This is a genomic window from Muribaculum sp. An289 (assembly GCF_002159555.1).
GTDB classification, from domain to species: Bacteria; Bacteroidota; Bacteroidia; order Bacteroidales; family UBA932; genus Merdivivens; species Merdivivens faecigallinarum.
On the sequence record NZ_NFIV01000004.1, the window covers coordinates 79,145 to 92,929 of the forward strand.

Here is a 13,785-nt window from a genome sequence, read left to right on the forward strand (position 1 = left end):
TCTTTTCAAAACACATTCATTAAAACTCTATCTCCTCGAAGTCGTGTCGGAGCTTTGACCTCAATGTTTCCGGATCTATGGGATTACCCTCCGGGTCAACAAATGAGACACTCCCTCCGTATGTATTCGACATATACAATGCAGGGTTTTCAAGATAGCGGCGTTTTGCATCATTGAACTTCTTCATATTTGTCTCAATGGCATTCACATCAGGATAATACAGCGGAGCATCCTTCAGCCGGATTCCCGTAAGGCGATAATAGTAATGACAACGTGTGTCATATACTTCGAATATCAGCCCGGGTAATCCGCAGAACTTCCACGGGCCATCGGAAACAGGTATATCGGAAGCATACCATGCTTCATAATCACGGCCTCTGAAATTGCAGACGGCCTTACGCACTTTGTAACCGGATATTTCCTTCCATTCGTCGCATAATTCCCATTCAAACTCGGGAATCGGTTCAACGACCTTGAACCAGTCCATCCCAATCTCATCAATCATAGTTATCTCATTGTCCTCAAAGTTCTTATATATCCTCAATTCGCTTCCCAGAGGTCCTTTGTATCCAGACAGTGAAAATTTTCCTGCCGATTTATTTGCTGCGGAGATAGAATCCACTACCATCCGATCATAGCTGTAAAACGAAGAAACACTCCCCCCGCAATGCAAAAGAAAGTTTTCTTTGGAGATTCTCGTACTGTCCCCATTTTCCGCAGTCCCGTATTTTGACATTTTCACAGCAGCAGTATCTGTAACGAAGCATTGTTCATACATACATTCCAGGGTAGTATTTTGTGAAGCTACGGGTATGACGTAGAAAAAGCTCAGGAACCCTGCCAACAGACAACAAATCCTTTTCATAACAATTGTTTTATACATATTATTTTATTTAAAATCCTTTTTTTTAATATACGTGAATGGTATGCTGAATTATAATAGTTTTCAGGGAACTTAGAAGCTGTTTAAATTTACTTACAATTAATTGTAAATCAGCGTGTTATTTGAACTGTTTTTCATGGCTTTATGATTATCAAGACATTAATGTTATGCACAACACCCAACCGACCTGACTGATAAACAGTGGCAAGTTATAAAAAATATGTCGGATATCAAAGAAAGATTCAGAAAATATTCGCTGCGCTCTGTTTTTGACGGCATTACGTATATCGTGAAGACCGGCGCGCAGTGGAGAATGCTCCCCTCGGATTTCGCTCCGCGGCATTGTCCGCCGTCTTTCGGGCAGGACTGAGAGTCCAGGCCTGGGAATCATCGGCTCAAGGAGTGTCAGCACCACGGTCAGGAGACTGCTGCATTGCGATCTGGAAGTCGTACTCAGGGCCGACACGCACGAAACCATGATGCATATCGCTGCCATAAAATTATTTTTGAATAAAATTCAAGCAGCTTCTAAAAAACACTAAGAATCCCTGTCCTGATCGGGGACGGGGATTCTTGTTGCATGGCGTACGTTTCGTATGGGCGCTTCAATCGGGCGGACAGTCCGTATAGTATTGACGGTCTACCGGAAATAATATTTTATCTCATAGTCCTTTTCCATCGAGACGGCCTTTTTGCTTTGCAGCATTTTCGGGACAGTAATGGTGTATTCTTCCCTGTTGCCGTAATCGAAATTACTGTTCAGCAGTATGATGTATGTCATTTCGTCTTTCCAGTATGAATGGATTATGAAATCTTCATCCTGCATTATGTCCACACTGTTGGTGAACATAGGCTCGGAAAACTTGATTTCTATGTAGTCCAATGCCTTGTATCCGGCCAGGTCGGTTCCTGGAACAGGGTATACGTATGTAATGTAAGGGGCTTGAATGCAGCTTTCTTCCACGAGCCTTGAAAAGTTGTCGTCATCGAGGACTGTAAAATCAAGGAATTCGCACAGTCTCGGCATGAAATCCCCGAAGCATCCGTACATGCTGCGCGATTCTGAAAAGTTATCCGTAAAGCCGATTGAACGCTCCATCCAGAACAGTCCCCTGAGCCTGTCCATCATGAGCAGGTAAGGGATATCCTTTTCTGAGAGCGGGTGGTCCTTTACGTACATTGCCACGGCGAGTTCGGTGAGCCAGTCCTCATAAAGGCTTTTAGCGGAAGGGTATCGTGCATCGGAATATATCCCTTTCCATTCTTCCGCATTGAATATCTTCTCCATGGCCTTCTCGGCCTGCGGCCAGAAACCGTCCAGTCGGGCAACGTAAGGATGGCAGATTTCGTGCAGGAGGCATTCGTACAGAGGTGCCGACGGGTAGACCGAAATCACCACCGAAATCCCGTTCTTGTCCTTGAAGTATGCCGGTTCGGAATATATGACATTGTCTTCTTTTCCGTTGTCGGTAATATAGATTGTGATGTCTTCCCGTGTGCCGAAGAAATATCCGAACCAGGCGAAATCGATTCTGTCGGCAGTACGGCTGACATTCTCTATGGCCGTTGCGTAGGTCTCTTCATTGGCTTTCAGATAGTTTTCGAAGCCGTCCCTGTGGTTGCGGTAGAAAGTGTCGATGAGTTTTACAAATTTCTTGAAATTGTTTTCGTTCCATACGCTCTCCGGTCCGTTTCCGTCTTTTGGCAATTTTCCGGAAATCCGTGAGCCGTTGAGGGTGATGTATGTGGAAACGGCGATGATGTCGGAATAGGTAAGTCCGTTGTTTTCAATCATCTCCCTTACGAAAGCCACGGCTTCGTCGTCTCTTTCCTGATACGGCAGCCATTCTTCCATCAGTTCGGTATACCTGATTTGCGGGTTGTCTGAGATTTGTGCGGCCGCATATACGGCTCCTAACAGTTCGATTTTCTTGTCGACTCCGACTTTTGCCTGTCCGAAGCACAGCAGCGGGAACATGAGCAGGGACAGGGATGCTAAAATTAATTTATCCGATTTCATAATTGTATGTTTTTTGATGATTTATGAACGATTCCGCTGTGTAACAAAAATAAAGCCATAGATTTTCACTAATTTTGTATGAAAATTTTAAGATTATGAAACCGTTTTTCCGTTCGTCTATTGTTGCAGCGATATCGTTTTTGTCTTTGCTTGCCACCGTTTCCTGTAGTGGCGGAAAGGAGCCCGCTCGGGAACTTCTTCCCGAAGGGGCCGTGCCTTTCGTGTATTATCTGGACCATATTTATCTGTCTTCGTTTCTGGAGGACAGTACGGAATGCTGTATCGTTTTCGATACCGGAGCAGGCCTCGGCAGTCTTTACCTGTATCTCGACAGTACTTTCCGCTCTGAATGCAGACCTGCCTTTCTCGATTCATCGAGGCTCACGATGGCCATTTACGGCGGGGTGGGGGAAGACCGCTACCTTACGAAACTTTACAAGGATTCCACCGTGCTGGTTTCCGGAGGACTGGAGCTGCCGCACGCCGGTGCCCTGTTCGTAAATCTCAGGGATGTGCTGGGGCGTAGGGCTGACGGAATCGCCGGCATAATGTTGGACGGAAGCGCATGGGAAATCAACTACGAGAGGCATTATCTGAGAAAACTGGAGCGCGTGCAGGTGGATTCTCTTGGCCTTGAGGGCTTTTCCGCCTTTCCGATGAAGATTGAGGACGGCCGTCTGCTCGTGTATTGCGACGTGCGTCTTTCCGACGGTGTCTCATCCGGAGGCTGGTTCATTCTCGATACGGGCAGCGGAAGTTCCATATTCTTTACGGCGGATGAGGCTTCGGCCAAAGGTTTCGGTTCAGCCGGAAAACCGGTATGCCGTTATGTGGGTGGCTCGCGGGGCCTTGGAGGGGAGACGGTTTCCTGTATCGCCGATGCGGAATATGCGGTTTTCGGAAATGATACTTTGCGGAACATAGAAATCGAGTGGTATGAAGGAAAGAACGGAGTAATGGCCGGAGGAAGTTATAAGGGCATCATAGGGAATGAATTATTGGAGCGTTACAATGTGGTCCTCGATCTTCTGGATTCATTGATTTACCTACAGCGCAATCCGGCATACGAAGTTCCCCGGGATGGCAAACCGTGGGGTATCTCATTCGTGGACCGTACCGATATAGGCGATGCGTGGATTGCCAGTGCAATCCGTGTGGGAGGCCCGGCTGACGAGGCGGGTGTGTCGCCTGGCGATTCGGTGGTGTCCATAAACGGCAAACCGGTCACCGGGCTGGATGTGGAAGAGGTCTATGCCGTCATGGACAGCCTTTCCGTGCTCGGCCTCGTGTTGAAGGACTCCCGGGATGTGAAAGACCTGCGGATTGTATGCGGGAATGAAAATCAGTAAAAGTTTTGAAAATATGAAAACATTCGGTGAAAGAAGGAGTATAAGGAAATATCAGTCGCGGCCGGTTTCCGGAAAATTGATAGAGGATATTGCCGCGGAGGCATCGCGTGCGGCCACCATGGGCAATATGCAGCTGTACAGCCTTGTGATCACCTCCGATCCGGAGGTCAAGGCCCGCCTTGCCGAAGCCCACCATCACCAGCCGATGGTCGTCGAGGCACCGGCGGTGCTTACTTTCTGTGCCGACTTCAACCGTTTCTGCAAATGGTGCATATTCCGGGATGCGGTTCCGGGCTATGGCAATTTTGTGTCTTTTTTCAATGCCGCTACCGATGCTATGCTTTTTGCGCAGGCGTTCTGTACCCTTGCCGAGGAAAAAGGGCTCGGGACTTGCGTGATAGGCACCACGGTGGACAATCCGCAGATGATTATCGACATTCTCGGGCTTCCACGCCTCGTCTTTCCCGTGCTTACCGTGACCCTCGGTTATCCCGACGAGTGTCCTGAGCAGACCGACAGGCTGCCGGTACAAGGCATTGTCCATCATGACAGGTACGCTGATTATCCGAAAGATGCAATCGACAGGATATATGCCGCAAAAGAGGCTCTGCCCGAAAGCAGGTATTTCGTTTCCCTGAACGGTACGGACAATCTTGCCCAGGTCTTTACGCGATTCCGTTTTACCGAAAAGGACAACCTTTCAATGTCGGAAAAAATGATTACGGCCCTGAAAAAGCAAGGATTTATTTAAACTTCATTTGTCGGAGTAGTGGCCTTTCAGTGAAATGACAAATACGGTAACTTCGTTTTCCTCAATCTTGTAAATGAGTCGGGAGCCTTTGTCTATACGCCTGCTCCAGAGGCCTTGTAGATTGCCTCTGAGTTGTTCCACTTGTCCTGTCCCTGTTGTTGGGTGCGACTGTAGCTCTTCGAATAATGATACGATTTTAATCAGAACTTTTTTTCTGTCCCGATTTTTGCCATTCCTTTAGGTGCTTTTCGGCTTCTGGCATCAGTATTAGTTTGTATTTCAATGTTATAAGCCGAGAGATGTTTTGATTTCATCTATAGTGTATTCCTTGCCTTTGTTTTCTTTTAATTCGTTCATGCCCTTTGCTATGGATTTAATGTTTTCAATATCATCGAACCATTTGTCACCTGAAGGGGAAGGATTTTCGTTTACTTCTATTTTTATGCTGTCCGCTTTGGATATGAGTATTTGCTCTATGTACGCTTTAAGGCTTTTGCCTTGGGAAATGGCCATGAAAGACAATTTTTGCCATGTGTTTACGGGCAAATCGATATTTTTTCTTTTTATTTCTGTATTCATCGTATTCATTTCAATTTTTTTGCAAAAGTATATATAAAATATATTATATACAAAAATATATCATATATTGTTTGAGTGTCATTGTATGTCCGTGTTATCCGTCCAATGATTTTTACAGGCAATCAGTTTAAAATACTGTCTAAAATTTATTAATTTTGCTCCGATAAATATTAATCGTTATGAAGAAAATTTTTATTTTATTGTCTATGGCTTTAGTACTTCCGGTAATGTCGTGTAAGGAAAACACCCCGGCTTCCGATGCCGTGTCCGGGGCTTATGAAAATCCAGTGGTGGAGGCGATTATGGAAAGGCGCAGTGTCCGCAAATATCAGGACAGGCCTGTAGAGCGCGATTTGCTCATGCGTATCGCCGAATGCGGCATCAATGCACCTAATGCCATGAACGCCCAGCAATGGGAAGTGCGCATCGTGGACAACAAGGAATGGATTCAGGGAATGAGCGACCTCCAGCTGTCGATGATGGATCCCCAGATGGTGGCCCAGATGAAGTCTGATCCGTCGTTCCGAAACGCTTTCCGCAACGGGACAGCATTGTTCGTCGTGGCTGTGAAACCGAGTCCGATGACTTTCATAGATGCGGGGCTCATGGGAGAAAACATCATGCTTGCGGCACATTCATTCGGACTTGGCACCTGCTGCCTCGGTTCGTCCGCAAGGTTCCTTAACACTCCAGAAGCTGCCGAATGGTTGAAGGCCCTTCAGTTCAGCGAGGGATACGAAGTCCAGTATATCATTGCCGTTGGCTATCCTGACGAGCGGCCTCAGGCAAAACCGCGCAACAAGGAAGTAATCAGATTCATTTGATGAGCCAGTTCTTCCTTGCCCTTTCAATGACGATGATAGCCGGCCTGTCCACACTGATAGGCTGGCTGATTTCGATTGTCCCCATATCGTCGGGGGAAAAGGGGGAAGGGCGCAGGAAGAAATTCCTTGCATTTTCTCTCGGGCTTTCGGCGGGTGTCATGGTCTATATTTCTTTTATGGAACTGATGCCTTCTGCGCTCGGTCTTATTTCGCCCCTCTACGGCGATGGTTCCAAGGTTGACGACATCATTGTGTCCCTTGCGTTTTTCGGAGGCATAGGACTCTGTGCCCTGATAGACCGCCTCGTTCCTTCGGAGGAAAACCCGCATGAGATTGCACATGAGAAAAAACTCAAGAAAGTAGGCGTAGCCACGGCGATTGCTATAACGATACACAATTTTCCTGAAGGAATCGCCACCTTCGTCACATCCTTCCAGGATTCCTCGCTTGCGATGGCGATAGCTGTAGCCATCGCCATCCACAATATCCCCGAGGGCATTGCGGTTTCGATGCCGATATACCAGGCGACGGGAAGCAGGAAAAAAGCCTTTTCCTATACATTGATTTCCGGCCTTGCCGAACCGCTCGGTGCAGTGCTGGCGTTTTCGATACTCATGCCTTTTATCTCGCCGATGCTTCTCGGCTGTACATACGCGGCGGTGAGCGGAATCATGGTGTTCATTTCCTTCGATGAGCTGCTTCCGGCCGCACACGAATTCGGGGAACATCACATTTCCATTCTCGGCCTTGTTTCCGGAATGGCCGTCATGGCTTTCAGCTTGATTCTATTATAACCATCGCGCACACAAATCGGCCTTGCAGTGCATTCTGGACGGGGTGCGTGTGCTCGGTGCTACCGTTATCTATCGAAAAATCGGCTTTTCCCCGAGCATGACAGCGGTATCGCCAGGATATAGCAGGCCCCGGGCATCATTCCCAGTGAGCGGGCTGCCACTCCGGCCGAGAACATCACCCTGTTGTCCACCCGGTTGTCTGCCGCTACCGAGACTGCCGAGCCAACAGCTATGCCGAGGTCGTTGGAGTTGAATATGCATGGCGTGTCCGGCGAATCAGAGCATTTTATAGTGCAGGTGGGAAAGCCGCAGTAGCCGCAATCGAGGCCGAGAGGCTTGTTTTCCGTGCCTATGAGCACTACCGCTTCCGAGGCTGCCACGCAACCGGCATCGCGGACGAAGAACGCCTGTCCTGTCTTTTCCCCGATTCTTTCCATTTCGGCGGAAAGCCTTGCAAGGTCTTCTCCCGTTACCGTCGCTATATGCAGGTTGTCAGTACCCCTTGCTTTTGGGGCGGTACGTGCCGCGACCATCATTTTCTCAGCCACGGCTTCCAGAGTCGTGCGGCGTTTTGCTTTTTCGTCAATTATCATTTCCCGGTTCCTTTTGAGCGTTTAGTGTGATTTTCATATATGTTTTCCTGTATGTCAGGTAGTAAAATATCCCGGCGAAGGTGAGCGATACCGGATATCCGAACCATATTCCCTGCAATCCCATGCCGAGTGGGAAGGCAAACACATAACTTGCCGGAATCGATATTATGAAGTATGATACGAAGGCGATTGGTAGTATCGGCTTTACTCGCTGTAGTCCCCTGAGCGCATTGGCGTATGCGATTTGAAGCCCGTCTCCGAATTGGTAAAGCAGGAAAGGCAGGGCGAGGGTGGCGGCCATCGCCGCTACGGCAGGCGATTCGGTAAACAGGGATGTGAGCGGTTTCAGGAAAACGATTACGCTTCCTGCGCAGATTACCGTCATCCCCAATATTGAAATGTATGCCGCACGGGCGGTAAGGGCCACTTCCCTGTGCATTTTCCTCCCGTTGAAACTGCTTATCATTATGGCCGATGCGCTTGCAAGGGCAATGTAAAGCATGTAGCATATCTGTGAAATTGTTACCATTACCTGGTGGGCGGCCAGTTCCATGGTTCCGAGCATGCCTACAAAGATGACTATCAGTGAGAATGAAGCCGTCTCCATGCCCATTTGCAGGCCTATCGGCGTACCGAGCCTCGCGACGTTTTTCAGCATTCCCCTGCCGATGGCCTTGTCCCTGTAACCGGCGACATATTCTTTCATTGTCTTGTTGAAAAATACGTATCCTGCCATTGCTGCTACTGTGAAAATCCTTGAAACCAGAGTGCTTATGCCGGCTCCGAGTAGGCCCATTTCCGGAAATCCTGCCTTACCGTATATCAGAACGTAATTGCCTGCTATATTCATCACGTTGCTCGTGATTATGACGACCATGGACACTTTTGTTCTGGTAAGCCCGTCGGTGAATTGCTTGAACGCATTGAAAATGTATGTGCAGAGTATTGATGCCGAAACGACTATGAAATACGGCCTGATAAGCGGAAGCAGTTCATCCGGCTGCCCCATGTTGCCGAGGTTGAAATACAGTATGAGCATTACCGCGAATACGATGGCGGAGAGTATCCCGTTGGACTTCAGTCCGTTTCTTAACAATGCCCCGGCGCGGCGCCTGTCTGCCTTGCCCTCGGCTTCGCTGACGAGGGGCGTGAGCCCCAAGGAAAAACCGAGTCCGGTCACGACCAGAATCATGGTAAGGTTGTTCACAAAAGAAGCGGCCGCGAGTTCTTCCACTCCGTAATGTCCCACCATGAACGTATCGGCAAAGGATACGAACACGACCCCGAGCTGTCCTATGACAATCGGTCCCGCAAGCGAGAGCAGGCGTTTGAGTATGGTTTGTAAAGTCACTTTGTTTTCCATGGCCGCAAAGATATTCAGTATTTTCGAAAAAAAAGTTAATTTTGTGCGGGCAAGTTGAATCCTGTCCGGTAATGGAACAGCTTCCCAAAGTGCCAACACTAATGATTCAAAGAGCCAAAATGACACTTTGAATTGCACTTTGGATGAGATTGCCTTATTGAATGGGTTGTCAAAATATAAATTAAAATCATGAAATTCATCACTTATGAGACGGACAATAATCACGATTGCCGCCATCGCGGCGGTTTTATTTTCAGTTATAATGATAGTAACGGCACAGTCGGGACCTGAACCCGGTAAAGACGGTAACAAGTATGTCCCGTATGAACAACGCACGGGAAACGAATCCATAGTATATTTCACACGCGACCTGAGCGCGGAGGGACTGATAAAGGCTTACGAACAGGTGTGCGGGAACATTGAAGGGCATACAGGCGTAAAGCTGCACACCGGTGAGCAGAACGGCCCGAATATTATTCCAAGCGAATGGGTAAAGGCTTTGTTCCAGAAGGTTCTCCCGGATGCCACGATAGTCGAGACCAACACTTATTATGCAGGTGACCGCTATACTACGGAGCAACACCGCAAGACATTGGAAGTGAACGGATGGACATTCTGCCCGGTGGACATAATGGACGAGGAGGATACCCTGACTCTTCCTGTCCGCGGGGGAAAATGGTTCGACCGTATGTCGATGGGAAGCCATATCGCGGATTACAATTCCTTGGTAGTGCTTACCCATTTTAAAGGCCACTCCCAGGGAGGTTTCGGAGGCAGCAACAAAAACATAGGCATAGGCTGTGCCGACGGGCGTATCGGAAAAGCATGGATACATACTACTCCGGGGCAGGACAACCAGTGGGACATAGCCAAGGAAGAGTTCATGGAAAGGATGACCGAGTCCACAAAGGCTGTCATGGATTATTTCGGAAAGCACATAACCTATGTCAACGTAATGCGTAACATGTCTGTTTCCTGTGATTGCGAAGGAGTGAACGCCGCTCCTGTCGTGACTCCTAACGTAGGCATCCTCTCGTCTACCGACATACTTGCCATCGATCAAGCCTGCGTGGATTTGGTTTATGCGATGACCGAAGCCGATCATCATGACCTTGTAGAGCGTATCGAGACTCGCCACGGTCTGCGCCAGCTTTCCTACATGAAAGAGCTCGGCATGGGCAACGACCGCTATATCCTTATCGATTTGGACAATGGAGGAAAACGCATCACTGCTGCTGAGGCGGTAGAAGGTCTGAAGCCTTTCGTCCAGGGACAGGAATAGCCGTACCTGAGGTTTTGAGGACTGACATATTGTCCGTTTTGCTGAAAGGCAGGTGCTTGGCAGATTTTTTGGACAGAGCCAAGCGCCTGTTTTTTCAGGCTGCACGGGTCGGGCCGTCTGTCGCAAGGCAAGAGTCCGGTTCTGCGTAAAATAAGTGGTTGAATAATAAAAAAATATAAGATATTATGGCTGATAAAGAAGATTTGAAGGATGTAAATAAGACGGAAGGGGCCGAAGGGCCGGAAATCAAATCCGAAACAGGGGTTTCCGGTGAGGCCAAATCATCTGAAAACAAGAAGAAGAACAAGACTTTTTCCAAAAAGGAAAAGGCGGAGGATGTTTTGAAAAACCAGGTTGCCGAGCTTCAGTCACAGGTAGACAGGAAAAATGACGAGTATCTGAGGCTCATGGCCGAATTCGACAATTTCCGCCGCCGTACTGCCAAAGAGCGGTTGGAGCTAATCTCCACGGCAGGCGAGGATGTGATAAAGGGCCTTCTGCCTGTTCTCGATGACTGTGAAAGGGCAATGGCGGTCTTGAGGGACTCGGATGCCATGGCTGCCGCCAAGGAAGGCACCGAACTCATATATACAAAGTTGAAGGATTATCTCAAGTCCCGCGGACTTTCCGAGATAGAGAGCAAGGACAAGCCTCTGGATACCGATTTCCATGAGGCCGTGGCGCAGATACCTGCCCCGGAAGAATCCAAGAAAGGGCTTATTTACGATGTTATCCAGAAGGGCTATACATTGAACGGCAAGGTAATTCGTTTCGCCAAAGTGGTCGTAGCGGTCTGATGCCTGCCGTTTTGTCAGTGTGCCGGTTGATTAAGGGAGTGTTTTAAAATGGCGGAAAAAAGAGATTATTATGAAGTGCTCGGTGTCGAAAAGTCGGCATCGGCCGATGACATAAAGAAAGCGTACAGGAAAGTAGCGCTGAAATACCATCCGGACCGTAATCCGGGCGACAAGGACGCCGAAGAAAAATTCAAGGAGGCGGCCGAGGCTTACAGCGTGCTGAGCGATCCTGACAAACGTGCGAAATACGATAAGTTCGGACATGCCGGCGTAGACGGTGCCCAGGGCGGTTTCGGCGGCTTCGAAGGCTTCGGCGGCCAGGGCGGTTTCTCCATGGATGACATTTTCTCCATGTTCGGTGATATTTTCGGCGGAAGGGGAGGCCGTGGCGGTTTCGGTGGCTTCGGAGGTTTTGGCGGCTTCGGTGGCTTCGAAGGCCAGGGCGGCAATGTGCAGAAGGTCTACCGCGGCTCCAACATACGTGTGCGCGTGAAAGTTTCCCTTGAAGAAATCGTCAAGGGTGCGAAGAAGAGCATCAAGATTGAAAAATATATCCCTTGTCCCGACTGCGGGAGCAAGGGTGCGAAATCTTCTTCCGATATCAAGACCTGCGATGCCTGCAAGGGCAGCGGCCAGCAGGTCCGTGTGGTGCGTGGCCTGTTCGGACAGTCTTACGAATATTCGGAATGTCCGGTGTGCCACGGAGAAGGGAAGGTGATAGTCAATCCATGTCCGAGGTGTGCCGGGCACGGAATCGTCAAATCGAAAGAGGAAATCAATTTTACCATCCCGGCCGGTGTGTCCGACGGTATGGAACTCCGTTTGCGGGGTGCTGGAAATGCGGCAAAGAACAACGGTACTCCAGGCGATTTGCTGGTGCTTATCAGCGAAGAGCCGCATCCTGACTTCAGGCGCGAGGGCAACAACCTGATTTACTCGCTGTTCATATCCGTTCCGGATGCCATCCTCGGAAAGACTGTGGAAATCCCGTATTTCAATGAAAGGCTCAAGGTGAAAATCGAGCCGGGAACGCAGCCGGGCCAGGTAATAAAGTTCTCCGGCAAGGGTATCCCGGTGCTGAACGGCTATGGAAAGGGCGACCTGCTCGTATATGTCCAGGTCTGGGTTCCGAAAAAACTCGACAAGGAAACGAAAGCTCTGGTGGAGGGCCTTTCGTCGAAGCCCGAGTTCGAGCCCAAGCCTGTAAAGGAGGACAGGAACTTTTTCGATAAATTCAAGAGGATTTTCGGATAAAAGGAATATCTCGCATTTTTTCGCCGTTTTTTGTCGAAAAACGAAAATATTTTTTGGAGATATTGAAAAACTCGTTACCTTTGCAGTCCCAAAATAAAAGCAACCTCTTGCGTGGTTTTGAAATTTTTTGGCAACGTTGCTTTTTTTTACTGTATTAAACTGAATTTGAAATGGATTTGATTAAGATTGCCGAGCAGGCATGCGCAAATGAGTACAGGCCGGTACTTCCGGAGTTCAATGCAGGTGACACCATTACCGTTACCTACAAGATTAAAGAGGAAAACAAGGAAAGGCTTCAGAAATTCCGTGGAGTCGTAATACAGAGGAAAGGCCACGGCACTACGGCTACCTTTACCGTAAGGAAGATTTCCAGCGGAATAGGTGTTGAGCGTATCTTCCCTGTGATTTCACCGTTCATCGAAAACGTGGAAGTCAACAAGTACGGTAAAGTACGCAGGGCAAGGATATATTATCTGAGAAACCTCACCGGTAAGAAGGCAAGGATTAAAGAGCGCCGCAGAGTCAATGTGGCTACGGAGGAGTAATCCGAAAGCGGACAATCGTAGTACGAAAATATCGGCCCCTTAGCTCAACTGAATAGAGCATCTGACTACGGATCAGAAGGTTACAGGTTTGAATCCTGTAGGGGTCACAAAAATAATGGCGGTTAAGACATTAACCGCCATCGTTTTATTATTTGCCGCAGCCTCCGCAACATCCGTCTCCGCAGCCGCCTTCATCTCCGCAGCCGCCTTCATCTCCGCAGCAGCCTCCTCCGCATCCGTGTCCGGCAAATTCGCCATGCAGTCCTTCGGTGAGTTCCTTTTCAGTGGCTTCGCGCACTTCCGCCACTTCTACAGAGAAGTTGAGGGTCTTCCCGGCCATCGGGTGATTGAAGTCCATGACAACTATGTCCGGCTTGATTTCCACCACTTTGCCATGCATGATCTGGCCGCGGTCGTTCATCATCGGAATCATGTTGCCTACGAAAAGGATGTCTTCGCGTACGACACCGTCGTTTTCGAATATCTTCTTGGGAAGTTCCACTATCGCTTCCGGTTCTGATACTCCGTAGCCCTCTTCAGGGGTGAGTGTGAATTCGACTTTGTCTCCGACGGTTTTCCCTTCGAGGTTGGACTCGAATTTTGGAAGCAGCATCCCTTTGCCGAAAATGAAATCCAGCGGTTTTTCAGGGGTTGTCTTGTCGGCTACCTGTCCGTCTACTGTAAGTGTGTAGTGTACTGAAACTACTTTGTCTTTGGTGATTTTCATGTTAAAAATATTTTTATCAGTTAA

16 protein-coding genes and 1 tRNA gene are annotated in these 13,785 nt (G+C 48.7%); 10 read left to right on the forward strand and 7 right to left on the reverse strand.

All coding sequences use genetic code 11. The features are described 5' to 3' along the window. Positions 1-19: 19 nt before the first annotated feature. On the reverse strand, positions 20-865 hold the full coding sequence (locus tag B5F83_RS04275; RefSeq protein WP_158094146.1) for a GLPGLI family protein: 846 nt from the start codon (positions 863-865) through the stop codon (positions 20-22). A 238-nt stretch (positions 866-1,103) separates the two neighbouring features. Here B5F83_RS04275 and B5F83_RS04280 point away from each other — a divergent pair, with 238 nt between their 5' ends. After that, a complete protein-coding gene (locus B5F83_RS04280) occupies positions 1,104-1,253 on the forward strand; it encodes a transposase (RefSeq protein ID WP_087276978.1) in 150 nt (49 codons plus the stop codon). 270 nt (positions 1,254-1,523) lie between these two features. Here B5F83_RS04280 and B5F83_RS04285 read toward each other — a convergent pair whose 3' ends face one another. Further along, positions 1,524-2,903 (reverse strand): DUF4932 domain-containing protein, encoded by a 1,380-nt coding sequence (locus B5F83_RS04285; protein ID WP_087276981.1) that lies wholly within the window; start codon positions 2,901-2,903, stop codon positions 1,524-1,526. 95 nt (positions 2,904-2,998) lie between these two features. On the opposite strand from B5F83_RS04285, the gene B5F83_RS04290 reads away from it, so the two are divergent. Together B5F83_RS04290 and B5F83_RS04295 are read left to right on the forward strand one after the other, a co-directional pair. Then, positions 2,999-4,252, forward strand: a complete 1,254-nt coding sequence (locus B5F83_RS04290; RefSeq protein ID WP_087276984.1) for a PDZ domain-containing protein — start codon at positions 2,999-3,001, stop codon at positions 4,250-4,252. A 13-nt stretch (positions 4,253-4,265) separates the two neighbouring features. Then, the gene (locus B5F83_RS04295; protein WP_087277386.1) at positions 4,266-5,003 is read left to right on the forward strand and encodes a nitroreductase family protein; all 738 of its coding nucleotides are present in this window, start codon (positions 4,266-4,268) and stop codon (positions 5,001-5,003) included. Positions 5,004-5,006: 3 nt separating this feature from the next. Here the strand turns inward: B5F83_RS04295 and B5F83_RS04300 are convergent, their stop codons facing one another. Further along, a complete protein-coding gene (locus tag B5F83_RS04300) occupies positions 5,007-5,207 on the reverse strand; it encodes a Txe/YoeB family addiction module toxin (RefSeq protein WP_343234005.1) in 201 nt (66 codons plus the stop codon). 81 nt (positions 5,208-5,288) lie between these two features. Next, a complete protein-coding gene (locus B5F83_RS04305) occupies positions 5,289-5,582 on the reverse strand; it encodes a hypothetical protein (RefSeq protein ID WP_239383823.1) in 294 nt (97 codons plus the stop codon). Positions 5,583-5,761: 179 nt separating this feature from the next. Here B5F83_RS04305 and B5F83_RS04310 point away from each other — a divergent pair, with 179 nt between their 5' ends. Together B5F83_RS04310 and zupT are read left to right on the forward strand one after the other, a co-directional pair. Continuing rightward, positions 5,762-6,406, forward strand: coding sequence for a nitroreductase family protein (locus B5F83_RS04310; RefSeq protein WP_087276990.1), 645 nt, complete (start codon positions 5,762-5,764; stop codon positions 6,404-6,406). Continuing rightward, on the forward strand, positions 6,406-7,200 hold the full coding sequence (zupT, locus tag B5F83_RS04315) for a zinc transporter ZupT (RefSeq protein WP_087276993.1): 795 nt from the start codon (positions 6,406-6,408) through the stop codon (positions 7,198-7,200). Before B5F83_RS04310 ends, zupT begins: the two co-directional genes overlap by 1 nt. 65 nt (positions 7,201-7,265) lie before the next feature. Here the strand turns inward: zupT and B5F83_RS04320 are convergent, their stop codons facing one another. Together B5F83_RS04320 and B5F83_RS04325 are read right to left on the reverse strand one after the other, a co-directional pair. Then, positions 7,266-7,793, reverse strand: a complete 528-nt coding sequence (locus tag B5F83_RS04320) for a DUF2148 domain-containing protein (RefSeq protein WP_087276996.1) — start codon at positions 7,791-7,793, stop codon at positions 7,266-7,268. Continuing rightward, positions 7,783-9,156, reverse strand: coding sequence for an MATE family efflux transporter (locus B5F83_RS04325; RefSeq protein WP_158094147.1), 1,374 nt, complete (start codon positions 9,154-9,156; stop codon positions 7,783-7,785). The genes B5F83_RS04320 and B5F83_RS04325 overlap by 11 nt, the downstream gene beginning before the upstream one ends. Positions 9,157-9,361: 205 nt before the next feature. Between B5F83_RS04325 and B5F83_RS04330 the strand changes: the two genes are divergently transcribed. The 5 genes from B5F83_RS04330 (at position 9,362) to B5F83_RS04350 (ending at position 13,141) form a co-directional block, all read left to right on the forward strand. Further along, complete coding sequence (locus B5F83_RS04330) at positions 9,362-10,438, forward strand: DUF362 domain-containing protein (protein ID WP_204207328.1); 1,077 nt, start codon at positions 9,362-9,364, stop codon at positions 10,436-10,438. Positions 10,439-10,623: 185 nt separating this feature from the next. Continuing rightward, positions 10,624-11,235 (forward strand): nucleotide exchange factor GrpE, encoded by a 612-nt coding sequence (locus B5F83_RS04335; RefSeq protein ID WP_087277005.1) that lies wholly within the window; start codon positions 10,624-10,626, stop codon positions 11,233-11,235. 48 nt (positions 11,236-11,283) lie between these two features. Then, positions 11,284-12,489, forward strand: a complete 1,206-nt coding sequence (gene dnaJ, locus B5F83_RS04340; protein ID WP_087277008.1) for a molecular chaperone DnaJ — start codon at positions 11,284-11,286, stop codon at positions 12,487-12,489. A gap of 170 nt (positions 12,490-12,659) precedes the next feature. Continuing rightward, positions 12,660-13,034 carry a 50S ribosomal protein L19 gene (rplS, locus tag B5F83_RS04345; protein ID WP_087277011.1) on the forward strand — a complete coding sequence of 125 codons (375 nt, stop codon included), beginning with the start codon at positions 12,660-12,662 and terminating at the stop codon, positions 13,032-13,034. 33 nt (positions 13,035-13,067) lie between these two features. Then, positions 13,068-13,141 (forward strand) — tRNA-Arg (locus B5F83_RS04350). Between the two features lie 41 nt (positions 13,142-13,182). Here B5F83_RS04350 and B5F83_RS04355 read toward each other — a convergent pair. Next, positions 13,183-13,761 (reverse strand): peptidylprolyl isomerase, encoded by a 579-nt coding sequence (locus tag B5F83_RS04355; protein ID WP_087277014.1) that lies wholly within the window; start codon positions 13,759-13,761, stop codon positions 13,183-13,185. Positions 13,762-13,785 lie beyond the last annotated feature (24 nt).